Origin of the sequence: Kaistella haifensis DSM 19056 (genome assembly GCF_000735695.2) — a bacterium.
Taxonomy (GTDB): Bacteria; Bacteroidota; Bacteroidia; order Flavobacteriales; family Weeksellaceae; genus Kaistella; species Kaistella haifensis.
On record NZ_JASZ02000006.1, the window covers coordinates 17,503 to 43,114 of the forward strand.

Sequence of the window (25,612 nt, forward strand, 5' to 3'; positions counted from 1 at the left end):
ATGACTAAGTTTTGAATACCTTTCCGGGGTCTCCGCCTGCAAAAATGATAAGTATTTCGGTAATCATATCGCGAAGTTCCATGGCAATGCGCCTTTTTGCGGTTTTGTAGCCTAAAGCGTTGGCTTTTTTGTAAATCAGCAAAAGCATTGAGGCAATCATCGTCATGTATACCATCACTTCGATGCCGTTTTTGTTGAGCGAGACCAAATGGCTCAGATTGAGTTCCTGCTTTAGGAATCTGAAGAAAACTTCAATATCCCAGCGTTTGCGGTAATAGTCAGCAATTTCCTTGCTGGTGAGTTCAAACTCGTTGGTTAAAAACCAAAACTCTTTCTTTGTTTTTTCGTTACGGATTACCACCAATCGAAAATCAGTTTCTACTTTTTCTTCGCGGTGATGCACGTTTCCACGCTTGTTTTGTACCGGGATTCCGGTGTAGAGTTTTACTTTACTGTCTTTCAAGACTCTCCAGTCATCCCATCTCTCCAAACCTTGCGAAGTGAGATAGGATTCGACTTCTTCAAACTTGCGGTTTTCTTTAGAACGGACAATGAATTTTACCGACTTTTCTTCAAATTCCTTCATCACCCTTACCGACTGCAAACCCCTGTCGATAACATAAATATTACCGTGATGTTCTTCCTTTTTTACCTGCTTTAGGATGGCTTCCGGCAGCGCATTGTCTTCTGCAGAATATTTCTGTCCGGTAAAAACCTCTGCTCCCGAAGGCAGAACACCATCAAAAGAAAAACTAAACTTCACCAATTTTTTACCGCTTTTTTGGTCGATGCCTTCCTTGAGTTTTGAGCAGGTATCGGCGACAATAGTACTGTCCACCCGGATAAGGTTGTATTTCTCTATCTCGGCTTTATCGTAGAGTTGCGAAAATCTTCCGTACATCTGCTCGTAGATTTCTTTGAAATAATTAGGGTCAATTTTGGAGAGCCTCTCCGAGATGGAGCTTCTGCGTACTTTTTCTTTCTCGCCCAAACCGAAAAGTGCTTTGAAGCCGCTGCTGTTAAATGTATCTTCAAGAGTTCTCTGGCTTAGTTTTTCATTGTCGAAGATACAGAAAAGCAAAAGGTAGAACATTTTCTTGCCATGAAGCACCTTGCTGTAATAGTCCACCTTCGTGGTTGCAGAAAGATGGCTCAAAAGAGCTTCGGGAATAAAATCCAAAACTTGTTTAAGAGAAATCTTGTGGTCTTTAAATACTGACATAAGTTATTGATTATCAGATATAAAGATACGAAATAAAACCCATTAATCCAAATTAAATCATTGAAAATCAACAAGTTAACCAAAAAAAATCAAACAATTTTAAATACAAAAAGTCGGAAGAAAAATCTTCCGACCATGACTGGGGATTTACGCGTCCTTTTTCATTAAGCAAAAACCGCAAAATGATCATCACTAAAGTTAGGATGAAGATGGAAATTTGCAAAAATTTTTCTTGAGTTCTATTTCGCATAAAAAATCGCTAATTCAACAAATTTACAGATTCTTACTAAAAATCTGCATCATTAGCTGAATTAACAAAAGAATTTTTTGAGTTTTAGAATTATCGCTGGAACATTTTCGCTACTTTTTCAGCTTTTTTAGATTCAGAATAATCATAGAAACCTTCACCAGATTTCACGCCTAATTTTCCTGCCATAACCATGTTTACCAATAGCGGATTTGGAGCATATTTAGGATTTTTGAAACCGTCATACATCACATTTAGAATTGCTAAACAAACGTCTAATCCTATGAAATCTGCCAATTGCAATGGTCCCATTGGATGAGCCATTCCCAATTTCATTACCGTATCAATTTCTTCTACACCTGCAACTCCGTTGTAAAGTGTTTCAATCGCTTCATTAATCATTGGCATTAGAATTCTGTTGGCCACAAAACCTGGATAATCATTCACTTCTACAGGAACTTTTCCTAATGTTTTAGACATTTCAAAAATCGCATCAAACGTTTTTTTTGAAGTAGAGTAGCCCTTGATGATTTCTACCAATTTCATAATCGGCACCGGATTCATAAAGTGCATTCCGATTACTTTCTCTGGGCGTTTTGTTGCCGCAGCAATTTTCGTGATAGAAATTGATGAAGTATTGGTAGCCAAAATGCACTTTTCCGGCGCTAACTCGTCCATTTGCTTGAAAATTTTCAGCTTCAAATCTTGGTTTTCTGTTGCCGCTTCTACGATTAAATCTGCATTTTCGCAAGCTTCAGAAAGTTGAGTAAACGAGGTAATATTTCCAAGAGTTTCTGCTTTTTGTTCTTCCGTAAGATTTCCTTTGGCGATAATTCTGTCAAGATTTTTAGAAATTGTAGAAATTCCTTTTTGTAGGGCTTCCTCTGAAACATCTACCAAATTTACCTTAAAACCGGTTTGCGCAAAAGTATGGGCAATTCCGTTTCCCATTGTTCCGGCGCCGATTACGACTATGTTTTTCATTAGTGCTATTTTTTTATTTTTAAATACAAGCTTGTTAAATTAACCTTGTCAAGGTTTCGCTGCTTAATTTAGATGATTCCAAACCGTTTTAGAAATATCGGAAATCATTTTGCAATTTACTTCATAAGACTCCCTAGAATCCGAAACGAGAACTGCAATTGCATACTTTTTTCCGTTAGGAAGGGTAATGATCGCGATATCGTTTTCGGCAACTGTTAGTCCGTCAATTTTTCCGGAAGATCCAGTTCTGTGTGCTACAGGTGTTCCTTTTGGGAGTTGTTCCACGATTTTATTGGTTCCGGTTGTAGTTCCGAGCATTATATTCATCAATAAATCTCGTGAAGTTTTTGGGAGAATTTTGGCTTTATCAAATTTTATGAGCGACTTCACCAATGATTCTGTCGTCGACCAATTTTCATACATACTTTTCCAGTCGGCGCTGTTCATTCTTTCCTCATTCACTCGAATTTGAAAATCTTTGATTTTCTTCGAATCAATAAAATTTTGCACGATTTGCGTGCCTCCAATTACGTTCAGTATTTTATCGGTCGCATTATTATCGCTATTTGCCACCATATATTTTAGTAGTTCGGAAAGCGTCATTTCATAATTTCCATTTGGAAATTTTTCTCTGAGCGGACTCCAAGTTTTTTCGTGCAAATCTTCTTTTTTAATAAAGATTTTTTGGTTTAAATTCAATCGTCCCTTATCTACCATATCCAAAGTTGCAAGCGCAATATGAAACTTGAAAACACTCAGTAGTGGTAATTTTTTTCTTAAATTCTCATTATTAAATTCAAACGGGAAGTCGATTCCTTTTACAGAAACAGCAACGGTAGCTTTTTTACCTTCGGTAATTTTAGAAATTTCCTTTTTCAGTTCAGCTTTTTGTGCGAAAGTGAAAAAAGAGATTAGTATAAATAATAGCGTGAGTTTTTTCATTTTTAACTGATCAACTTCATAATCTCCAAAGCCACTTTCAAAGCTTCTGTTCCGTCTTCTAAAGAAACTTCTACTTCTCGATTTTCATTAATCGCATCAGCAAAACTTTCTAATTCGTCTAAAATAGCATTGTTCGGTTGAATGTTTGGATATTCAAAAATAATTTGGTTTTTTTCGCCTTCTGCATTTTCAATGATCATGTCGAAATCACTTGGATTTTCAGGCGCTTCTTTCATTCTGATAACTTCTGCTTTTTTCTCCAAGAAATCTACGGAAATATAAGCATCTTGTTGGAAAAACCTTGATTTTCTCATCGCTTTCATCGAAATTCTGGAAGTGGTCAAATTCGCTACACAACCGTTTTCGAACTCAATTCTGGCGTTACAAATATCCGGCGTTTTAGAAACTACGCAAACTCCGCTTGCATGAATGTTTTTCACCTTAGATTTTACAATAGAAAGCAATATATCCAAATCGTGAATCATTAAATCCAAAACTACAGAAACATCCGTTCCTCTAGGATTAAATTCTGCCAAACGATGAATTTCAATAAACATCGGATCTTTAATAAAATCCTTCGAACCGATAAACGCAGGATTGTATCTTTCAACATGTCCAACTTGCGCTTTGATGCCGAATTCTCTACATTTATAAAGAATTTCTTCTGCTTGTTCCAAAGTCTGCGTAACCGGTTTTTCAATAAAAAAATGTTTATGATTTTGAATCGCTTTCATCGCGTAATCGTAATGATAAACCGTGGGCGTTACAATGTCTAGCATGTCGATTTCTTTCAATAATTCATCGAAATCGTCAAAATATCTATATCCGAATTCAGCTTCAATTTTTTTTCCGTTTTCCTGATCTGCGTCGTAAAAACCTACCAATTCATATTTTTCAGACTGATTTAATAATCTTAAATGGACTTTGCCGAGATGTCCCGCACCAACTAAACCTGCTTTTAGCATAGAAAATTAATTTTTCCAAAGATAATAATTAGTTGTCAGTTGAGAGTTGGGAGTATATGCTTTTTTAATTTCCAATGGCGTTCGACGCGAAAAAATCAACTAAAATTCCTATTTTTGTGACATGCAGGATACGTTTTTACATAAAGGAAAAAGAAAAATTTTGGTGGAATATCTTCGGGAGAAAATCGGGATTTCCGATGAAAATGTTTTAAGAGCGATGAATGAAGTACCACGTCATCTTTTTTTGGAAAGTATTTTTGAGGATTTCGCATACGAAGATCGCGCATTTCCGATTTTGGCGAAACAAACAATTTCTCATCCTTCGACCGTGGCGGAACAAAGCGAATTGCTACACTTAAAAGAGAAAGATAAAGTATTGGAAATCGGTACAGGTTGCGGTTATCAAACTGCGGTTTTGGTGGCGATGAATACGTTAGTTTACACGATTGAAAGGCAAAAAGAACTGCATGATTTCTCACAGAAAAAACTCCGTGAATTGCATTTAAGACCAAAATTTCAGAGTTTCGGCGATGGTTTTGCCGGTTTGCCGACTTTCGCTCCTTTTGATAAAATTTTGGTGACTTGTGGTGCGGAAATTTTACCGACAGAATTGCTTCATCAGTTGAAAGTAGGAGGAATGATGGTAATTCCGCTGGGAAAAACGGAGGAACAAATCCTTACCCGATTTACCAAAAAATCTGAAAAAGAATTTATAAAAGAAGAATTCGGAGCGTATAAATTTGTACCAATGCTGAATAATACCAGTCAGTAGTTGGTTTCATTGATTTTTTTTTGGAGTGGAATTTTTAGAAACTGATAAATAACATCTTTCAAATTCGGTTTTTAAGAATAACTAATGTATTTTTGCAACTATTTGAATTTTGATATAATCTGATAGTTTCAAAAAAATGAAAAAAATCCAAAACATTCTTATTTCAACGCGTACAATGGCGGTTTTGTTACTGGTTTTTGCTATTTCTATGGCGTATGCAACTTTCCTGGAAAACGATTTTGGCACTCCTGTCGCAAAAGCCCTAATTTACGAAGCAAAATGGTTTGAAGCCATCATGTTTCTCCTTATTTTAAATTTCATTGGGAATATTTCCAGATATCGTCTTCTTCGTCGCGAAAAATGGCCGGTTTTGGTGTTTCACCTTTCATTTATTTTGCTTTTCATTGGTGGTGCAATCACGCGATACATAAGCTACGAAGGCATTATGCACATCCGTGAAGGAGAAACTTCAAATGAAGTAATTACCGATAAGAATTATTTTAAAATTCAAATTGAAGAAAAAGGAGATATCTTAAATTATCAGGATGTTCCATTTACTTTGATTTCCGATGAAGCAAAAAAAACCAAATTGATTGCTAAACTTTTCGGTAAAACCTTCAAAGCGGGTTATGATTTCCATGGAAAGCAAATTAATGTAAAGCAATTGCAATATATTCAGAGAAAAAAGGACAGTTTGATTGCCGACCCTAATGGAACTGAATATTTACATGTAGTTTCAACGGGAAATACCGGACGCGAGAACTATTACATCAAACCGGGTGAAGCCAAATCGATTAACGGAACGTTGGTAACGTACAACCGAGCGATTGAAGGTGCGGTAGAATTCCGAAATGATAATGGAAAATTAATGATCAAAACACCTGTCGACGCTAATTTCATGACGATGGCAACCCAAGCAACAGGAACTACGAAAAAAGATGAATTTCAACCATTGGCTTTGAGAAGTCTTTACACCGTAAACGAACTGAAACTGGTTGTTCCTGAAGGTTTGAAGAAGGGAAAACTCATCGCTTATGAAGGTGATAGAAAGAAAGATAAAGACGTTCCGGATCAATTGACGGTAGAAGTTCAAGGTCCGAAAACGAAGCAAATCGTGGATCTTTCTGTTGAAAAAGGAAACCCAAATGCTTTCAAGCAAATCGCTATTGATGGGATGAATGTGATGCTTGGTTTCGGCCCGAAAGTTTACAACACGCCTTTCTCTTTGAAATTGGATAAATTCGTGATGGAAACATACCCTGGAAGTTCATCGCCAAGTGCTTATGAAAGCCATGTTCAGATTATCGACGAAGGCAAACAAACGCCTTATAAAATCTATATGAATCACGTTTTAAATCATGGCGGTTACCGATTTTTCCAGGCAAGTTTCGATCCGGATAGGAAAGGAACCGTACTTTCTGTGAACCACGATTTCTGGGGAACTTTGATCTCGTATATCGGATATGCTTTCTTGTTTTTAGGAATGTTCGTAACTTTCTTTTGGAAAGGTACTCACTTCTGGAAACTTAATGAAAATTTGAAATCGGTGAATAAGAAAAGAATTGCTACGGTTTTATTGCTTTTATTAAGTCTACATTTCAGCGCGCAAGAAATCGATACCCACGGAACAGATGGCTCCGGAAAACAAACCCATTCCGCAAACGACGGACACAACCACGGCAATGCAGATGCTCTTTTAATGGAAGAACCTGCGCCGAAAAAAACCGCCAATTCTTTTGCTTTGAAATCTCCAAAAATGATTTCAGCGGACGAAATTATTTCGAGAAACCGTATTTCAAAAGAACATGCGGACAAATTCGGGTATCTTTTGGTTCAGAATTACGAAGGTCGGATTGTTCCTATGAATACTCAAGCGCTAGATGTTCTTCGAAAGCTTTATAAAAGAGATGAATTCCGAGGCAGCGATGGTAAAAAATTAACAGCAAACCAATGGTTTTTGTCGATCAATACGGATACACCAAGCTGGACCATGGTTCCTTTAATTAAAGTAATTAACGGTGGTGACGAATTGAAAAAGAAAGTAAAAGCCAACGAAGACGGCTATACATCTTTAATGAATATGTTTCCGGCCGACGAAACAGGCCAGTTGCACTACGTTTTGGAAGCAGATTATCAAGCAGCTTTCAGAAAAAAACCGGCGGAACAAAGCAAATATGATTTAGCCGTAATCGATTTGAATGATAGAGTTCAGGCTTTTAACGAATTTTTCAGTGGCCAGTTTATGAGAATTGTTCCGGTTCAAAATGATCCGAACAACACTTGGCATTCTTGGCTGGACCAAAATTTCGAACCAGATGAAGCTTCCCAAAAAGTGATGGGACCTTATTTTTCAAGTGTTTTGGAAGCTCAGCAAACCGGAAATTGGTCAAAAGCGGATACGGAACTGAGCAAGCTAAAAGATTATCAGAAAACTTGGGGAAAAAACGTCATTCCTTCGCAATCGAAAGTTGATGTAGAAGTTTTCATGAACCAATTGAATATCTACTTTAAACTCCTTATTTTCTACACCATTATCGGTGGTTTATTGCTTATTTTAGGATTTGTAGATTTATTCAAACCAAGCAAAATTTTGAGTGTCGCCATTAAAGCCATTATTGCAATCGGTTGTATCGGATATTTTGCTCATTTCCTTGGACTTATCGCAAGATGGTACATGTCGGGTCACGCGCCTTGGAGCAACGGTTACGAAGCGATTATTTTCATCTCTTGGGTAGGGATTTCTGCGGGATTATTCCTTTATAGAAATTCAAACGCTTTGATTCCGGCTGCGGGATTTATGGTTGCAGTAATTATGATGGGATTTGCGCACGGTGGTTCCGCTCTCGATCCGCAGATTACTCCGCTCGTTCCGGTACTGAAATCTTATTGGTTGATTGTTCACGTAGCGATTATTACTTCCAGTTACGGTTTCTTCGCATTGTCAATGATTATCGCGGTAATTACTTTGCTATTTTACATTATTTCAAGTAAAAATTTATACAAAATTCACCACGATACGACAATTAAAGAATTAACCATCGTTTCAGAAATGTCTTTAACCATCGGACTTTTCGCATTAACCGTTGGAAATTTCTTGGGCGGAATTTGGGCAAATGAATCGTGGGGAAGATACTGGAGTTGGGATCCGAAAGAAACTTGGGCATTCATTTCCATCATGGTGTATGCTTTCGTTTTGCACATGAGATTGGTTCCTGGTTTACGAAGCAGATGGGCGTTCCACGTTGCAGCGATGTTTGCTTTTTGTTCAATGGTAATGACGTATTTCGGTGTGAATTATTACCTGAGCGGATTGCATTCTTACGCAGCAGGAGATCCAGTTCCGGTTCCGGCTTGGGTCTACATCGGTTTATCAACCATGTTGATTTTAGCAGTCGTTTCTTATTTTAGATTTAAAAAATTAAAGAAATAATAAACTTTAAATTATTATAAAATCCCGAATTTATTTTTGGGATTTTTTTTTTAATTTTTTTTAAAACTAATGCTATTGCTTAATTTCAGCAAATATTCATTAAATTTGTATTTGAAATTCATTAACATTTAAACCCACCACCCAACAGTTTGAGTACTTATCTTACCATTCTCGGTTTTAATTCGGCAATTCCTACGGTGAATTCTTCTCCCACGGCTCAGTTCCTAGAAATGGAAGAACGTGCATTTTTAATCGATTGTGGCGAGGGTACGCAAGTTCAGCTTCGAAAAGCAAAAGCAAGATTTTCCAAAATCAATCATATATTTATTTCGCATCTTCATGGTGATCATTGTTTTGGTTTGCCCGGATTGATCGCTTCTTTCCGACTTTTGGGAAGAGACACCCCACTAAATGTTTACGGTCCGAAAGGAATCAAGGAAATGCTGGAAACCATTTTCAAAATTACCGAAACACACAAAGGTTTTGAGGTGATATATCACGAGCTCGAAAGTAAAAATTCCGAGAAAATTTACGAAGATAATCGAGTAGAAGTGTACACCATTCCCCTTGATCACAGGATTTATTGCAACGGATATTTGTTCCGAGAAAAACCAAAAGAACGTCATCTCAACATGGCGGAAATTTCAAAATATCCCGAAATTGAAACCTGCGATTATCACAACTTAAAACTCGGGAAAGATTTTATTTTGAGTGATGGTTATGTTCTGAAAAACGAGATCCTCACCACGGAACCCAGCAAATCTGTTTCCTATGCGTTCTGCAGTGATACTCGATATTTGGAAACTATTTTGCCGATAATTGAAAACGTAGATGTTTTATATCACGAATCTACTTTTCTTCACGATTTAAAGGAAATGGCTGATTATACCGGACATACAACCGCTTTGGAAGCAGCCCGAATCGCCAGAAAAGCCAACGTTGGGAAATTGATCTTAGGACATTTCTCCAACCGATATCACGATTTAAATGTTTTCACCGACGAGGCAAGAGAAGTTTTCCCCAATTCGTTTTTGCCAAAAGCATTAGAACCGATTAAAATTTAATTTTTTTTAATTGAAATTTCATCATCACACCAATCATTTTCTTAGCAATGAATTTTGATGAATTAAAAATTTTCCTCGACGAAAAAGCCGATTTCTACAACAATCCGGAGTTTATCGAACAGGATCCAATTCAGATTCCGCACGGTTTTTCTTCTAAACAAGACATCGAAATCGCAGGATTTTTGGCGGCAACCATTTCTTGGGGAAACCGAAAATCGATCATCAATGATGCCGAAAAAATGATGAGTTTTATGGATCATTCTCCTTTCGATTTTGTGAAAAATGCTACACGGAAAGATTTGGATCTTCTTGAAGGAAAAAGCATTCACAGAACTTTCACCGGAGAAGATTTTCGGGAATTTATTTTGAATTTGAAGAGAATTTATCAGGAAAATGACAGCTTGGAAAATTTGTTTTTAATGAAAGAAAATGAGCATAATTTTTACTACGCTTTGGAACGATTCAGAAGTCAGTTTCTTGGTGAAACGATTCATAGAAGCCATAAACACGTAAGTTCAACGTATAAAAATTCTTCTGCGAAAAGATTAATGATGTTCCTCCGTTGGATGGTGCGGAAAGACAAGAAAGGAGTCGATTTCGGGATTTGGGAAAACCTGGATCAGAAATATCTTTCCATTCCTTTGGATGTACATACGGGAAATATTTCAAGAAAACTAAATTTACTTCAAAGAAAACAAAATGATTGGAAAACCGTGGAAGAATTGGACTTGATATTACGGAAACTTAATGCGGAAGATCCCGCGAAATATGACTTTGCCTTGTTTGGTTTAGGTGTTTCGAAAGATTTTTAAGTAATTTTGCATAAATTTAAAAAATATGAGCCGAAAAGAATTAAGAGAAAGAAATATTCTGTTCCTTGAGAAAGTGACAGATAAAATTATGTGGTGGATCGGTTCTGTTCCTTCACTCGTCGCACATACGTTGGTTTTTATCACAGCATTTCTATTGCCGATTTTTGGGATAGTTTCGTTGGATAAAATGCTTTTGGTACTTACGACAGTTTTGTCTTTGGAAGCAATTTATTTTTCAATTTTCATTCAAATGTCGGTCAATCGAAGCCACGAACATATTGAAGATATCCGAGAAGACATCGAAGAAATCCAAGATGATATTGAGGAAATCAGTGAAGATATTGATGATATCCAGGAAGATATCGAAGATATTGCCGAAGATGAAGATGAGGACGACCACATCGAAAAAGCAAGAAATGTGATGCTAAAAAGCAATGTTTCGTCCAACAAAAACGATATCAAAGCACTTCGGGGTGTAATTTCAAATCTGCAAGAACAACTCGAAGATTTGAAAAAAAATGATGAAAATACAGAACAAAAAACGCCAGAAAATTAGGCGTTTTTCCATTCCTGGGTAAATGATATAAAATCTTCAACCGAAAGTTCTTCCGCCCGCTTATCCAAAAAAGGATGATTTTTCAGCGATTCCGGAATTTCTAAAACCTTTAAAGAATTGGAGAGTTTTTTTCGTCTTTGATTAAAACCTGCTTTTACGATTTGCTTGAACAGAATTTCGTTTCCTGCCAATCCGGATTTAGGGTTTCGGGTTAATCGAATAACACCGGATTTTACTTTTGGAGGCGGATTGAAGACATTTTCGTGAACAGTAAATAAATATTTCACGTCATAAAGCGCCTGTACCAAAACCGATAAAATTCCGTAATCTTTGGTTCGCGGAACCGCTGCTGTTCTTTCCGCAACTTCTTTCTGAAACATTCCGACCATTTCCGGTACATTTTCGTAGAAGTCGATAATTTTAAATAAAATTTGAGACGAAATATTGTAAGGAAAATTCCCAATAACCGCAACCTGATCACCAAAGGTTTCCGCAATGTTGATTTTCAGGAAATCGCCAGTGAAATGGTTTTCCTGCAATTTTGGATAGTGGTTTTTCAAATAATCGACAGATTCCGCATCGATTTCTGCCACGAAAACTTCAGCATCTTTCTCCAAAAGATATTTGGTGAGAACACCCATTCCCGGACCAACTTCCAGAATTTTCTTATAATTTTCCAAACTCAATCCTTCTACGATTTTCTGTGCAATATTTTCGTCTGTGAGAAAATGTTGACCGAGATGTTTTTTTGCTCTAACGCTCATAAATTCAATATTCAATTAATGTAAATGCGGTGTGCGGAAGATTTCCTTTATGTTTTTTTTAACACCGATTTTCTAGGATTCTCCGCAAATTACGGAAGTTTTTTTCTATTTTAGCAGAAATTTTTTATTTAATGGCAAAGACAGTTGAAGATTTTAACAAGAGACGGCTTCGCTCAAGCAATATTACGGTAGTGATTAGTATTGCGCTGGTATTATTTTTATTAGGATTAATGGGGCTAATCCTCATCAATGCTCAAAAATATTCCGATTATATCAAGGAACAATTGGTAGTGAATGCTTATTTTGATGAAAATTATGATGCTAAAGATTCAGTAAAAATTGTAAAAAGAGAAGCTGAAGCTTTCAAGAAAATTCAAGGTTTAACTCCCGTGAAACGCGCAACTTATATCAGTCGAGAAATGGCTGCTCAAGAAGCTAAAAAAAGTATGGGAATTGAAAGCAGCGCACTTTTCGAAGAGAATATTTTCCCGTCATCAGTGGAAATCGCATTGAGACCTGAATATGTAGATCCTGTAAAAATCGATGAAGCCATTAAACAAATCAAAGCTACACCAGGAATTGTAGATGTGAAAAACAACAGCACTTTAATGGTCGAAGTTTATAATAATCTCAATAATATTTTGAAGTGGATTTTAGGATTTTCGATCTTGTTTTTGATTTTGGCAGTGGTCCTTATCAACAATTCAATCAGGCTGAAAATATTCTCTAAACGATTTATTATCAAGACGATGCAGTTGGTTGGAGCCAAACGCAGATTTATCTTAAAGCCGTTTATCAAAGAAGCTGTAATATTAGGAATCATCGGTGCAGTCCTTGGTTTGGCAGTCCTTTTCGGAGCTTGGTATTATTTCATCACCGAAATCGGAACTCCATTTGCCCAAGACAATAATCAGTTGATTATTTTGGTGGTCGGCATTTTCCTTCTAGGTGTTCTTATTACCGTAATCAGTACAATTTTCGCAACTTGGAGATTCTTAAGATCGAATGTTGATGACTTATATTATTCTTAAAAATGGCAAAAAAATATAAAAATTTCTCCGCTGATCATATCGGACAAAAAGAAGTAGAAGTTTCTCAGGAAAATAGTTTCTATTTCGGCAAAGAAAACTATAAATGGATGCTGATTGGTTTGGCGCTAATTATTGTAGGTTTTCTATTGATGATGGGAGCTGATGCCAATACCGTAGATGGGAAATACGATCCCAATTCCTGGAACGAAGACATTTTCTCCATTCGCAGAATCCGCATTGCGCCGCTTTTGGTAATCGCCGGTTTTGCCGTAGAAGTTTATGCGATTTTGAAAAGAAACAAATAAATTTAATCTCTTATAAACAAACTTTGTCAAAGCAATATTTACTTAAGGTGCGCTTTGACAAAGTTTTTTTTAATAAAACAACTCCCTTAAAATGGATTTAATTAAAGCAATCATCATTGCCATTATCGAAGGATTAACCGAATATCTTCCAGTTTCATCCACCGCACACATGATTTTCACCAGCTCACTTTTCGGAATTCAGGAAGATGAATTTGTGAAAATGTTTCAGGTTTCCATTCAGTTTGGGGCAATTCTGGCGGTAGTTTTTTTATATTGGAAAAAATTTTTCGATTTTAAAAACATTAATTTTTATTTAAAACTTGCGGTTGCAGTAGTTCCGGCTTTGGTTTTAGGAAAACTATTTGATGACAAAATTGAAGCTGTTCTCGGCGATCCCGTTCCCATCGCGATTGTACTCATTTTGGGTGGAGTAGTTTTGCTCTTTATCGATAAATTATTCAAAACGCCAATCGTTGATGATGAGAAAGATATTTCCTACAAAAGTGCGATTATTATTGGCTTTTGGCAATGTCTTGCGATGATGCCCGGAACCAGCAGAAGTGCCGCTTCCATCATCGGGGGAATGCAGCAAAAACTCACCCGAAAAGCAGCCGCAGAATTTTCATTTTTCCTCGCGGTTCCTACCATGTTGGCGGTAACCACTTATTCGATTTTCCTGAAAGATTGGAACCACAATGGATTAGAACAAAAAGGCTACGAAATGCTGATGCAAGGAGATAATCTAATGTTATTTTTAGTCGGAAACGTCGTAGCATTCGTGGTTGCGGTGATCGCAATCAAGTTTTTCATAGGAGTTTTAACAAAATATGGTTTCAAACCGTGGGGTTGGTACCGAATCATCGTTGGAATCGTTTTGTTGATTTATTTTACACAATTTGCATAATTTTTTGGGCAGCTTTATCCGCCCTCCGTTCCCGCTTTTTCGCCTTCACTTCGTTGCGGCGAAAAGAGCTCCACTCAGGTCGGGCTGCGGTTTCGGGATTTTTTTCAACAATAGTTTATCAAAATGACCAATCAGGATTTCTTAGAAGGACAAATCATTTTACTCGACAAACCTCTGGACTGGACGAGTTTTCAGGCCGTGAATAAACTCAAATATAAACTCAAAAACGAATTCAATCTTCCGAAGAAATTCAAAATTGGTCACGCAGGAACTTTGGATCCTCGCGCAACAGGACTTTTAATAGTTTGTACCGGAAAATTCACCAAGAAAATCCCGGAAATTCAGGATGCGCCAAAAGAATATTTAACTGAAATTAAAATCGGCGTACAAACCGAATCTTACGACACCGAAAAACCAGAAATACTGCATCAAGATTTTTCACATATTTCAGAAGAATTTATCAAAGAAACTTTAGAAAAATTCCTTGGAGAAATCGAACAAAAACCTCCGGTTTTCTCCGCTATAAAAATCGATGGAAACCGCGCGTATGATCTTGCCAGAGCCGGAAAAGAAGTCGAAATGAAATCAAGGAAAACCACGATTCATTACCTCAATAATATCGAAATTGATTTACCATTTGTACGCTTTACCGTTGGTTGTTCGAAAGGTACTTATATCCGAAGTCTAGCGCACGATATTGGTCAGGAATTGGGTGTTGGAGCATATCTCACCAATTTACGACGAACAAAAATCGGAGATTACTCCATAGAAAATGCTTCAACACAGTATTTGGAAAATGATTTCAGATTTTCCGATGGCCTTTAATAATATTCATCATCATGGAAAAAACACGTATCAATAAATATCTTTCGGAAGTTGGATTCTGTTCGCGTCGGGAAGCCGACCGAATGTTGGAGCAGGGAAGAATCACGGTAAATGGCGCAGCGCCAGAATTGGGCACGAAAGTTTCCGATGAAGACGAAATCTTGGTTGATGGTATTTCGATCCGAAAAACCGAAGAAGAACACGTGTATATCGCCCTGAACAAGCCGGTTGGAATCGTATGTACCACCGATACTAAACGCGAAAAAAACAATATTGTCGAGTTCGTGAACCATGCGAAAAGAATTTTCCCGGTCGGAAGATTAGATAAACCTAGTGAAGGTCTTATTTTATTGACTTCTGATGGTGATATTGTGAACAAAATTCTTCGCGCCAGAAACAACCACGAGAAAGAATATATCGTGCGAGTCGATAAACCTATCACGCCGCAATTCCTCCATAAAATGCGAAACGGAGTTCCTATTTTAGGCGTTATCACGAATAAATGTGAAGTGGAACAGATCGATACTTTATCGTTCAGAATTATTTTAACCCAAGGGCTGAACCGACAAATCCGCAGAATGTGCGAATATTTGGGGTATGAAGTGAAGAAGCTGAAACGAATCAGAATTATGAACATCAAACTCGATTTGCCCATCGGTAAATGGCGTGATTTAACCAAATCCGAAATGACCGAACTGAACGAATTACTCGGTGATTCCGAGAAAGTTGCCGATTAATATTTTTCCTTTAAATAGAGATAAGCCATTAAATATTTGTTCAATCTTTTGGCATCTTTTTCAGTTAACGGTTTTGTAAATCTCGTCAAATCCATATTGTCTCTTAAATCATTGAGTTTCACCGAAACTGCTAAGGCGGAACGCTCGGTTTGTCTGATAAATTCTGTGTAATTTTGGTCCGAAGGTTTCTTGGTAAGGCATTCAATCGCAAATACGATATCATTGGGAAAACCTTGTTCTAAAAGAAAATCGTAAGTGATTTCCGGGCAATCTTCAATCACATCATGCAGAACACCCACGATTTTTTCGTCATAAGTTTTTCCGTAGCTCATCACCCGCATCACATGCCCAATATAAGGAGTTCCAAATTTGTCGGTTTGTCCTTTGTGCGCTCGATCAGCTATTTTAATCGCCTTATTCAGCAGTTCTTCTTTGCTCATCTTTTATATTTCTACATTAAGTTTTTCAATCTTTTTACCGTTTCCAACTACCCAAACAATATCGTCAACTTGCAAAATTTCTGAAGAATCGGGATTTAGGATTCTTTCATCGCCTCGTCGGATGGCAATTACTAAGCCATCTGTTTTATCCCGGATTCCGGATTCACGGATGGATAAACCTTTCGCGGGCGAATGATGATTGATCAGGATTTTACCCAATTTAATATGATCTGTATTTTGCTCTGGAACAAGTTCTCGGCTATCAAATATAAATTTAAAAATTTGGAACTGATCATCGGTTGCGATAATTCCGACTTTATCATAAGGCATCAAAATCTGATTTCGGTCGGGCGTATGAATCAATTTTTCACCGCGACGAATGTAGCCAATGTTTATCCCGTATTTTTCGCGCCATTGTAATTCATTAAGATTTTTACCAATATAATCCGCCAGCGGATTTACTTCCAGTTCGATGATGTGCACGTCCCAAGCAGCAAGATTGCTCATGCCATCAGTTTTTCCTGCTAATCTGGTGACCGCATCCGGATCAGATTTTTCTGATCTGTCGTTCAGATTACTGATGAATCTTTTTTCGAGTCTATTGTAAAAACGGTTCAGTTTTTTGGAGAAGAAAATGATAAGAATCAACGCAACAGGAATGGTGATGAAGAAAGAAATTTGGGTAGAAGCAAAACGATCGAGAAAAAATCCTAGAAAAGCTATTCCAAGCACAAATCTGGCAATTTCGATGATTAATAAAGGACCACGATTGTATTTTGTTTTGGTCCAAAGTTCTTTGTACGAACCAGAACTTGGCCTTTTCGCCATTAAAGCCCATAAAAATGGAAGGATAAATAGAATCGGAAGTGCGTTACCGATAATGTTTTTAATATCATTGCTCTCCAGATTTTCATTGATGGTAGGAATGATAAAATTCGAAAACAACAGATATACTGCGATAATGATAATTCCGTTGATTACGATGATTCTACCGTAGCTTTTCAGAATTGTTTGCCAACTGTTTTCGGCCTGAATGCTTTGGGTATTCGCAGAATATTTGTTAATTTTTGCAAGATATTTCGGCGGAATTACCTTTACCAACCAATTATAAAACGGTTCGGAAAACTTGATTAAATAAGGAGTTGTGAACGTGGTAATCGCAGAAACTCCCACTGCGACAGGGAAAAGAAAATCTGAAATTACGCCCAAAGACAAACCTAAAGTCGCAACAATGAAAGCAAACTCCCCAATTTGTGCCATGCTCATTCCCACTTGTACCGATTGTTTCAGGGGTTGCCCGGAAATAAGCGCTCCCAATGTAGAACTCACCATTTTGCCGAACAAAGTGAGTAGTGTGACAATTAAAATTGGCCATGCGTAGGTGATCATCGCATCATAATTAATCATCATACCCACAGAAACGAAAAATACTGCTCCGAAAAGGTCTTTCACCGGTTTCAAAGTATGTTCTACCTTTTCCGCAAGGGTAGTTTCGGCGATAATAGATCCCATTACAAACGCACCCAATTCGGCCGAGAAACCTACGTTAGTTGCCAACAAAACCATCCCAAGACACAAACCTATCGATAAAATCAGCAGGATTTCCTCGTCAACAAGGTGTTTAATTTTTTTTAAAAAAGTGGGTAATAAGAAGATTCCCAACAAAAACCAAAGACCCAGGAAGAACAGTAATTTTGCAACGGTAAAAAGGATTTGGATTCCTTCAAATTCTTTGGTAACCGCTATCGTTGAAAGCAAAACCATTAATAGGATTACTACAATATCCTCCACCACGAGTACTCCGAAAACAGTTTTAGCAAAATTTTTCGTCTTCACGCCCAACTCATCGAAGGCGCGAATGATAATCGTAGTCGATGAACTCGCAAGCATCCCACCGAGAAACATACTATCCATGGTGCTCCAACCCAATAATTTACCGGTGAAATATCCTGCAACAGTGATGAAAATAATTTCTATAAATGCAGTAACAGAAGCCGATCCGCCAACATTCATCAGTTTCTTGAAACTGAACTCCAACCCCAGACTGAAAAGGAGGAAAATTACCCCGATTTCTGCAAGGGTTTTGATGTTTTCGCTATCGGCAATAGATGGAAAAATTTTGAAATTCGGACTTACCAAAAAGCCAGCAATGATGTATCCCAAAACCAGCGGTTGCTTGATTTTCCGGAAAATAAGAACGACAAATGCGGCAACAATTAATATCAATGCTAAATCTTCAATAAGCTTTGGTAAATGTCCCATCCTGCGTATTTCTTAGTTTTCCCTCAAAAATAATGTTTTGGCTCAATTTATCAAAGTCTTTCTTCATTAATTTAATGTCGTTTTTTATTCACAAAACGTAATGGAGCAAAAAATATATCCTTAAAGAATATCTATATATGTATAAGACAGAAAAATTTAAATTTAAGACTAAAAATATTGAGTCTTAAGCTTAAAGATTATAGTCTTAAGCTTAAAATATATAGTCTTAAACTAAAAAGTTGTAGTTTTAAACTAATAATTTATAGTCTAAGACTAAATAAGATTATTCTTAAGCATATATTTTGTTATGTGAAACTAAAATTTATTAATTTTAATCCTCATAAAACCAATGAATTATGTTTCCAACACACACTTATTTGAAACCCGGAGCCCATCCTTATCCGCATGTTGGGAAGTTTATTCGCCGAAAACTTATGGAACTGCATGTTTCACCGCCCGAAGCGGCAAGGCGAATTGGGGTAAATACAAGTACTGTTCACGCTTATTTTCGGTAGCCATCGCTGCAGTTTGGGATTATCTGGAAATTGTCGATGGCGTTAAATTATGATTTGCTGTCGGATTTAATCAGCAGTTATCCCCCGAATTTCCCTGTAAAACCCAATGAAAAACTGCTTGAACTGGAAAAAGAAGTGGAGATTTTGAGGGGATTGTTGAAGAGGTGAGTTTTTGATAGGATTCCACGGGAAAGGATTCGAGAGGGAGCGGGGTTGAATGATGTTGCAACCTCTCGGTTCGGTTATGTTTTTGGAATTTTTGTACGGAGATTAGGCGATTTCTAACTGCATCAATTCTTTTCCTAAATCTTTGATACCGGTTAGGATTTTTTGGATTTGCTTTTCGGAGGGCTCCTTTTTGCCGTTCACATATTGAGACAGTAGCGATTCGTTCATATTAATGCGTTTGCTTAGCGCTTTTGCATTGATAATCGAATAAAACTCAAAGAAACTCGGCAAGTCTAGTTTTGTGATAATATTTTCGGCAGTTGCAGCTTTTTTTCCGGCATGTTCCAGGTATAAATTAAGCGCTTCGAGGATATTTGTTTTTATTTCTTCAAAGTCTTTGCCTGTGGTAAATACAGGTAAATTTTCATCTTCGGCAAATGCGGAAAAACCAGTTTGAGTTCTTTCTACTACGAATTTATAATTTTTCATTTTTTTAAGATTTAAGTGTGTTACAGCATTTTCTGAATTTAAATTCCTGCTGTTCTTTTAATTTTTATTTCAAGTCCTTTTCCAATTTCTTGTGAACCGTGATTTGGGACAACGAATTCTTTTCCGGTAATCGGGCTGAACCAAATTTCATGGCTGCCTTTTCCTTGTCTTACCATGTAACAGCCAGCTTTTGAGAGTTTTCGTAACAATTCACTCGTTTTCATCCCTTGAATTTGTTATACAAAAGTATATAATTGTTTACTCTATTCCAAATAAAAAAGTAATTTATTATTTACTTTTTAGCCATCAAAAAAACGCCCCAGTTTCCCGAGGCGTTTTACTATTATTCAAAACTAATTTTAGTAATGACCTTTCTCTACGAAATGAGCAGCTACTTTTTCAGTAAGTGCAATTACGTTTGGTTGATTCGCGTATTTGGTGAATCTTCTAAGACCGGAAAGCATCATTCTTTGTTCATCGCCTTCTGCGAAAGAAATGATTCCCTCTTTAGCCGCTACGATGATTTTTTCTACTGCTTTGTAAAGGTTCAGTTGAGCCATTGCCGCTTCCACAGAATCTGCTGCAAAATGTTTTTCAGCTCTTAAAACTGCAGATTCCGCCATGTAAATTTGGTTCAAGATTTCGGAAGCATTCAACAATAAATGTTGTTGCTTCTCGATTTCCATCATGTATTTCTGTAGTGCAGCTCCGGAAACCATTAAGAAAACTTTTTTCAAATTGGCAATTACTGCCTTTTCTTCGCTCATGAATTCAGAATAATCTGGCACATCGAAAGAAGGAATTCCCATCAATTCTTTTCCAACTGCCATCGCAGGTTTCAAAAGATCGATTTCGCCTTTCATTGTTTTTTTGATGAGCATTCCTACCGCTAATAGACGGTTGATTTCGTTGGTTCCTTCGTAGATTCTTGCAATTCGGGAATCTCTCCAAGCTGCTTCCATAGGAGCATCTTCGGAGAAGCCCATTCCACCGTAGATTTGGATTCCTTCGTCTGCGGTATTTTGGGTTAAATCGGATACGAAAACTTTTAGGATCGAACATTCTACTGCGAATTCTTCCACACCTTTCAATTCCGCTTCTTGATGATTCATTCCGCCAGCGATTAATTCATCAATCTTATCTTGAATATCTTTGGCAGCTCTGTAAGATCCAGCTTCGGAAACAAAAATTCCGGTCGCCATTTCAGCAAGTTTCTTTCTGATTGCTCCGAAAGTTGAAATTGCAACGCCAAATTGTTTTCTTTCGTTGGCATATTGGGTAGCATAAGCAAGAATTCTTCTTTGTCCGTCAAGGTTTGCGGCAGCTAATTTAATTCTACCAACGTTCAATGCGTTCAAAGCGATTTTGAAACCGTTGTTTCTTTCACCTAAAAGATTTTCTACAGGAACTTTCATATCGTTGAAGAAAACCTGTCGGGTAGAAGAGGAGCGGATTCCCAGTTTGTGTTCTTCCTCACCGAAAGTCATACTTTCAGGATTTTCCAATTCCGAACGGTTAATGACGAAACCTGTAATGTTTTTATCATCATCAATTTTTGCAAAAAAAGTAAAAGTATCAGCAAAACCGGCATTGGAAATCCACATTTTCTGTCCGTTGATGATGTAATGTTTCCCATCTTCGGAAAGTCTTGCTTTTGTTTTTCCGGAGTTTGCATCGGAACCTGCATCTGGTTCAGTAAGACAATAAGCGCCAAATTTGGTTCCGGCAGCTAAATCTGGAAGGTATTTTTTCTTTTGTTCTTCATTTCCGTAAAGCAAAATCGGCAAAGTTCCGATTCCGGTGTGTGCGCCGTAAGCAGTTGCTACAGAACCATTGGCTCCGGAAGCCATGTCGCAGGCAAGCATTGTGGTGATGAATCCCATTCCCAAACCGCCATATTCCTCTGGAACAGCAACGCCAAGAACACCCATTTCACCTAATTTGCGCATCACTTCTTCAGTTAATGCATAATCTTTGTGTTCGAAACGTTCGCGGTGAGGAACCACTTCTTTATCGATAAATTCTTTGATGGATTCGCGAAGCATTTTTTGCTCCTCGCTGATTTCTTCCAAAGTGAAGATTTCTTTTGCAGGAATATCTTTGATGATGAATTCGCCGCCTTTAAGTGTATTGGCCATTATTTTTAGAGTTTAAATTTTTTTTTTGATAAAAGAAAAAAGAGGAAAGAACAAAGACTTACAAAAGTGTTTTTTGGAAACCTGAAATCATTTTTTGCAAATCGACGATTTTAATATCTAGATCATTTGCAATTTCCTCTTCTATAAAATTTCTATTTTTTGATATAATTAATTGAGTTTGAAGTTCGAATAAAGAGCCCATACTTATTTCGAGAAACCTGGAGAAATCTTTATTTGATGATCTACTGGAGCCTTCTGCAATGTTGGATGCAATAGAAACAGCACATCTTCTAATTTGAGATTTCAAGCCAAAATCTTCAGTTTTAGGAAACATTTCTGTCACCGGGTAAATGTCATTAGCCAAACTAATGGATAAGTTCCAAATATTCAGGTTTTTAAAGTTATGTTTCATGAAGTCTTTATTCTTTTTTCTTTGCTCTTTCTTCTATAGTAACTCAAATATCGAAGCAGCGCCTTGTCCTGTTCCTACGCACATAGTAACCATTCCATATTTGTTGCCACGTTTTCTCATTTCATCAAGAAGTTGAACGGTTAATTTCGTTCCTGTACAACCCAGTGGATGTCCGAGTGCGATTGCGCCACCATTTACATTTAAGATATCAGGATTTAATCCTAATTCTTTTTTAATGGCAACAGATTGAGAGGCAAAAGCTTCGTTAAGTTCGATCAAATCGATGTCTTTTAGTTCTAAACCAGCTTGTTTTAAAGCTTTAGGAATAGCATAAACAGGTCCCATTCCCATAATTCTTGGCTCCAAACCAGCAGCCGCATAAGCAACTAATCTTGCTTCAGGTTCCAAACCTAATTCTTTCACCATATCTTCGCTCATCACGATTACGAAAGCGGCTCCATCACTCATTTGCGAGGAATTTCCGGCGGTAACGCTTCCACCGTTTGCGAAAACCGGACGAAGTTTTGCTAAACCTTCCAAAGAAGTGTCTGCTCTTGGACCTTCATCTACTGAGAAATCGAATTTTTTGGTTTGGATTTTTTGATTCTCATCAAGGAAATTATACTCAACCGGAATGGATACAATTTGGTTTTTGAAAGCGCCGGTTTCATTAGCTTTTAAAGCTTTCAAATGCGATTCTAAAGCAAATTGATCTTGCTCTTCTCTGGAAATATTGTATTGTTTTGCAACTTCTTCCGCTGTATAACCCATTCCCCAATAATAATCGGGATTGGTTTTTGCGACTTCGGTTTCCGGAACCGGTTTGTAGCCACCCATCGGAATGTATGACATGGATTCTGTACCTCCTGCGATGATGCAATCTGCCATTCCAGCTTGGATTTTTGCAGAAGCAATTGCAATCGCTTCCGAACCTGATGCGCAATATCTGTTCACAGTAACACCAGGAACTTTGTCGGTATTTAAACCCATTAATGAAATTAAACGGGCAACATTTAGACCTTGTTCCGCTTCCGGCATTGCGTTTCCTACGATCAAATCGTCGATTCTGTCTTTATCGAGTTGTGGAACTGCAGCCATTAGTTTTTCGATTACGGTTGCCGCCATCACATCTGGACGGGTGAAACGGAGCGATCCTTTCGGGGCTTTTCCCACGGCAGTTCTGAATCCTTTTATTATATATGCTTGTCTTGACATTTGTTGTAAATTTTAATTATTAGTTTCGAAGTGGTTTTCCGTTTTGTAGCATGTACTGAATTCTTTCTAATGTTTTTCTCTCACCACACAATTGAAGGAAAGTTTCTCTTTCGAGGTTCAAAAGATATTGTTCGGTAACTACGGTTGGTTCCGAAAGATTTCCACCTACTAAAACATTTGCAAGTTTATCAGCGATTAATTTATCGTGTTCCGATATGAAATTCCCAGCTACCATTTGGTCCGTTCCTACATAGAACATCCCAAGTGCATCTTTACCCAAAACTTTTACTTTTTGCTGAATTGGTTGCGTGTAACCTTTTTCTGCCATTAGTTTTGCTACTTTTTTTGCTTCAAGAATCTGGGTGTTTTTGTTTACCACAACGATGTCTTTATGATTTTCCAAAATTCCCATATCATAAGCTTCGTAAGCGGAAGTTGCCACTTTACCCATCGCGATATTCATGAAAGCATCGCGAAGACGGTTGTTTTTAACATCATCACTGTGGAATTCTTTTGAAGTTCTGATCGCAAATTCTTTAGTTCCACCACCTCCAGGAATTACACCCACTCCGGTTTCTACTAAACCGATGTAAGTTTCAGCAGCAGCCACTACTTTATCAGCGTGCATGGTCATTTCGCAACCACCACCTAAAGTCATTCCGTGAGGAGCAACAACTACAGGAATAGAGGAGTAGCGAACTCTCATCATCGATTTTTGGAAGTACGCAATTGCCATATTCAAATCGTCCCAATCTTGCTCGATGGCCATCATCAAAATCATGGCTAAATTAGCTCCGACAGAGAAATTAGCGCCTTGATTTCCGATTACTAAACCATCGTGTTCTTTTTCTGCCAAGTCGATGGCTCTGTTTAATCCATCCAGAACTTCACCACCTAGAGAATTCATTTTTGAACGAATCTCGAAATTGATGATTCCGTCTCCTAAATCCTGGATTGCAGAACCAGAATTGCTCCACAAGGTTTTATTTTTTCTAATATTATCAAGGATAATGAAGGCTTCTTGACCAGGAATGTTGTTATAATTTCCAGAATTTTGATCGAAGAAAATACTTTGACCTTCATCATTAACTTTATAGAAACTTGTTACCGATTTCACCCAATCAGATACTTCATATCCGGCTTCTTTAGCGAGTTCGATACCTTTTTGAACACCAACAGCGTCCCAAATTTCGAAAGGACCGTTTTCCCAACCGAAACCAGCTTTCATGGCATCATCAACTTTGTACAACTCGTCTGAAATTTCAGGGATTTTATGTGAAACATAAGCGAAAAGAGCACCCAGAGATTTTCTGTACAATTCGCCAGCTTTGTCTTTGCCACCAATTAAAACTTTGAATCTGTCTATCGGCTTATCGATGTTTTTGGTTAGCTCAAGAGTAGGGAAGCTGGATTTACCCTGAAGTTCATATTCCATCGTGTCTAGATTCAGACCATGGATTTCAGATTTTCCTTCAGCATTTTTTACTTTTTTGTAGAATCCTTGTTCAGTTTTAGCACCTAACCATTTGTTGTCTACCATTTCTTGGATGTATTCCGGCAACTTAAACACATCATTGAAATTTTGTGCTTCAACACCCGATTTTTCAACACCTTGAGCAACATGAACCAAAGTATCCAAACCAACCACATCCGCAGTTCTGAACGTAGCCGACTTTGGACGTCCGATAACAGGTCCGGTTAATTTATCAATATCGGTTACATTTAAACCTAAATTTTTCACTTCGTGAAGTAAATTCATCATCGAGAAAACTCCAATTCTGTTTGCGATGAATGCTGGAGTATCTTTTGCTAAAACCGTAGTTTTTCCTAAGAATTTAGCGCCATATTCCATGTAGAATTTCACGATTTCAGCATCAGTATGTTTGGTAGGAATAATTTCTAGAAGTGGTAAATATCTTACCGGGTTAAAGAAGTGCGTTCCAGCGAAATAATGTTTAAAATCGTCACTTCTGCCTTCTACGAGCATATTAATCGGAATACCGGAAGTATTAGAAGAAACCAAAGTTCCGGGTTTGCGGAATTGTTCGATTTTTTCGTAGACCGATTTTTTAATGTCTAATCTTTCTACCACAACTTCGATGATCCAATCTGTGTTTTTTATTTTTTGCAAATCATCATCAAAGTTTCCTACAGAAATTCTGTCGGCAAATTCTTTTTTGTAAAGCAGCGCAGGGCTTGATTTTACCAATTTGGCCAAACTTTCGGTAGCGATTCTGTTTCTCACTATTTTGTCTTCTTTGGTAAGTCCCTTTTTTTGTTCAGCTTCCGTCAATTCAAAAGGAACGATATCAAGAAGGAGAACTTCAACGCCGATGTTGGCAAAGTGCGCTGCAATTCCGCTTCCCATAATTCCTGAACCGAGAACGGTAACGTGTTTTATTCGTCTTTTCAT

General features: G+C 37.5%; 24 protein-coding genes. 11 read left to right on the forward strand and 13 right to left on the reverse strand.

Going from position 1 to position 25,612, the window contains the following annotated elements:
- Positions 1-4: 4 nt before the first annotated feature.
- The 4 genes from AP75_RS04305 to AP75_RS04325 form a co-directional block, all read right to left on the reverse strand.
- On the reverse strand, positions 5-1,222 hold the full coding sequence (locus AP75_RS04305) for an IS4 family transposase (RefSeq protein WP_088263686.1): 1,218 nt from the start codon (positions 1,220-1,222) through the stop codon (positions 5-7).
- A 340-nt stretch (positions 1,223-1,562) separates the two neighbouring features.
- Positions 1,563-2,453 (reverse strand): 3-hydroxybutyryl-CoA dehydrogenase, encoded by an 891-nt coding sequence (locus AP75_RS04315; RefSeq protein WP_088263687.1) that lies wholly within the window; start codon positions 2,451-2,453, stop codon positions 1,563-1,565.
- A 63-nt stretch (positions 2,454-2,516) separates the two neighbouring features.
- Positions 2,517-3,395 carry a class A beta-lactamase, subclass A2 gene (bla, locus tag AP75_RS04320; RefSeq protein ID WP_088263688.1) on the reverse strand — a complete coding sequence of 293 codons (879 nt, stop codon included), beginning with the start codon at positions 3,393-3,395 and terminating at the stop codon, positions 2,517-2,519.
- A gap of 2 nt (positions 3,396-3,397) precedes the next feature.
- On the reverse strand, positions 3,398-4,360 hold the full coding sequence (locus tag AP75_RS04325; protein WP_031502924.1) for a Gfo/Idh/MocA family protein: 963 nt from the start codon (positions 4,358-4,360) through the stop codon (positions 3,398-3,400).
- A 121-nt stretch (positions 4,361-4,481) separates the two neighbouring features.
- On the opposite strand from AP75_RS04325, the gene AP75_RS04330 reads away from it, so the two are divergent.
- From AP75_RS04330 to AP75_RS04350, 5 genes are all read left to right on the forward strand, one after another.
- Positions 4,482-5,132: a protein-L-isoaspartate(D-aspartate) O-methyltransferase gene (locus AP75_RS04330; RefSeq protein ID WP_031502922.1), complete on the forward strand. Its 651-nt coding sequence runs from the start codon at positions 4,482-4,484 to the stop codon at positions 5,130-5,132.
- A gap of 136 nt (positions 5,133-5,268) precedes the next feature.
- Positions 5,269-8,562 carry a cytochrome c biogenesis protein CcsA gene (gene ccsA / locus AP75_RS04335; RefSeq protein WP_088263689.1) on the forward strand — a complete coding sequence of 1,098 codons (3,294 nt, stop codon included), beginning with the start codon at positions 5,269-5,271 and terminating at the stop codon, positions 8,560-8,562.
- A 149-nt stretch (positions 8,563-8,711) separates the two neighbouring features.
- Positions 8,712-9,626, forward strand: coding sequence for a ribonuclease Z (locus AP75_RS04340; protein ID WP_088263690.1), 915 nt, complete (start codon positions 8,712-8,714; stop codon positions 9,624-9,626).
- A gap of 47 nt (positions 9,627-9,673) precedes the next feature.
- Positions 9,674-10,438 (forward strand): TIGR02757 family protein, encoded by a 765-nt coding sequence (locus AP75_RS04345; RefSeq protein ID WP_031502920.1) that lies wholly within the window; start codon positions 9,674-9,676, stop codon positions 10,436-10,438.
- A 25-nt stretch (positions 10,439-10,463) separates the two neighbouring features.
- Complete coding sequence (locus tag AP75_RS04350; protein WP_031502919.1) at positions 10,464-10,994, forward strand: DUF1003 domain-containing protein; 531 nt, start codon at positions 10,464-10,466, stop codon at positions 10,992-10,994.
- Here the strand turns inward: AP75_RS04350 and rsmA are convergent.
- Positions 10,991-11,758: a 16S rRNA (adenine(1518)-N(6)/adenine(1519)-N(6))-dimethyltransferase RsmA gene (gene rsmA, locus AP75_RS04355; RefSeq protein ID WP_088263691.1), complete on the reverse strand. Its 768-nt coding sequence runs from the start codon at positions 11,756-11,758 to the stop codon at positions 10,991-10,993. The genes AP75_RS04350 and rsmA overlap by 4 nt on opposite strands.
- A gap of 131 nt (positions 11,759-11,889) precedes the next feature.
- On the opposite strand from rsmA, the gene AP75_RS04360 reads away from it, so the two are divergent.
- From AP75_RS04360 to rluF, 5 genes are all read left to right on the forward strand, one after another.
- Complete coding sequence (locus tag AP75_RS04360) at positions 11,890-12,789, forward strand: cell division protein FtsX (RefSeq protein ID WP_088263692.1); 900 nt, start codon at positions 11,890-11,892, stop codon at positions 12,787-12,789.
- A gap of 2 nt (positions 12,790-12,791) precedes the next feature.
- Positions 12,792-13,094: a DUF3098 domain-containing protein gene (locus AP75_RS04365; protein ID WP_031504297.1), complete on the forward strand. Its 303-nt coding sequence runs from the start codon at positions 12,792-12,794 to the stop codon at positions 13,092-13,094.
- Positions 13,095-13,185: 91 nt separating this feature from the next.
- Positions 13,186-13,998 carry an undecaprenyl-diphosphate phosphatase gene (locus AP75_RS04370; protein ID WP_088263693.1) on the forward strand — a complete coding sequence of 271 codons (813 nt, stop codon included), beginning with the start codon at positions 13,186-13,188 and terminating at the stop codon, positions 13,996-13,998.
- Positions 13,999-14,121: 123 nt separating this feature from the next.
- The gene (truB, locus tag AP75_RS04375) at positions 14,122-14,823 is read left to right on the forward strand and encodes a tRNA pseudouridine(55) synthase TruB (protein ID WP_031504299.1); all 702 of its coding nucleotides are present in this window, start codon (positions 14,122-14,124) and stop codon (positions 14,821-14,823) included.
- A gap of 14 nt (positions 14,824-14,837) precedes the next feature.
- The gene (gene rluF / locus AP75_RS04380; protein ID WP_031504301.1) at positions 14,838-15,560 is read left to right on the forward strand and encodes a 23S rRNA pseudouridine(2604) synthase RluF; all 723 of its coding nucleotides are present in this window, start codon (positions 14,838-14,840) and stop codon (positions 15,558-15,560) included.
- Here rluF and AP75_RS04385 read toward each other — a convergent pair.
- Complete coding sequence (locus AP75_RS04385) at positions 15,557-16,000, reverse strand: phosphohydrolase (protein ID WP_031504303.1); 444 nt, start codon at positions 15,998-16,000, stop codon at positions 15,557-15,559. The genes rluF and AP75_RS04385 overlap by 4 nt on opposite strands.
- A 3-nt stretch (positions 16,001-16,003) precedes the next feature.
- Positions 16,004-18,262 (reverse strand): cation:proton antiporter domain-containing protein, encoded by a 2,259-nt coding sequence (locus tag AP75_RS04390; RefSeq protein WP_088263694.1) that lies wholly within the window; start codon positions 18,260-18,262, stop codon positions 16,004-16,006.
- A 356-nt stretch (positions 18,263-18,618) separates the two neighbouring features.
- Between AP75_RS04390 and AP75_RS14225 the strand changes: the two genes are divergently transcribed.
- Positions 18,619-18,777, forward strand: a complete 159-nt coding sequence (locus AP75_RS14225; RefSeq protein WP_158212064.1) for a helix-turn-helix domain-containing protein — start codon at positions 18,619-18,621, stop codon at positions 18,775-18,777.
- Between the two features lie 270 nt (positions 18,778-19,047).
- On the opposite strand, the gene AP75_RS04400 is transcribed toward AP75_RS14225, so the two are convergent.
- The 6 genes from AP75_RS04400 to AP75_RS04425 all read right to left on the reverse strand — a co-directional run bounded on the left by AP75_RS04400 (position 19,048) and on the right by AP75_RS04425 (position 25,612).
- Complete coding sequence (locus AP75_RS04400) at positions 19,048-19,434, reverse strand: type II toxin-antitoxin system HicB family antitoxin (RefSeq protein ID WP_031504306.1); 387 nt, start codon at positions 19,432-19,434, stop codon at positions 19,048-19,050.
- A gap of 38 nt (positions 19,435-19,472) precedes the next feature.
- The gene (locus AP75_RS04405) at positions 19,473-19,658 is read right to left on the reverse strand and encodes a type II toxin-antitoxin system HicA family toxin (RefSeq protein ID WP_088263695.1); all 186 of its coding nucleotides are present in this window, start codon (positions 19,656-19,658) and stop codon (positions 19,473-19,475) included.
- Between the two features lie 135 nt (positions 19,659-19,793).
- Positions 19,794-21,572, reverse strand: coding sequence for an acyl-CoA dehydrogenase family protein (locus tag AP75_RS04410; RefSeq protein WP_088263696.1), 1,779 nt, complete (start codon positions 21,570-21,572; stop codon positions 19,794-19,796).
- 58 nt (positions 21,573-21,630) lie between these two features.
- Positions 21,631-21,984 carry a four helix bundle protein gene (locus AP75_RS04415; protein WP_031504309.1) on the reverse strand — a complete coding sequence of 118 codons (354 nt, stop codon included), beginning with the start codon at positions 21,982-21,984 and terminating at the stop codon, positions 21,631-21,633.
- Positions 21,985-22,017: 33 nt separating this feature from the next.
- Positions 22,018-23,199, reverse strand: a complete 1,182-nt coding sequence (locus AP75_RS04420) for an acetyl-CoA C-acyltransferase (protein ID WP_031504311.1) — start codon at positions 23,197-23,199, stop codon at positions 22,018-22,020.
- Positions 23,200-23,218: 19 nt separating this feature from the next.
- Positions 23,219-25,612 (reverse strand): 3-hydroxyacyl-CoA dehydrogenase NAD-binding domain-containing protein, encoded by a 2,394-nt coding sequence (locus AP75_RS04425; protein ID WP_031504313.1) that lies wholly within the window; start codon positions 25,610-25,612, stop codon positions 23,219-23,221.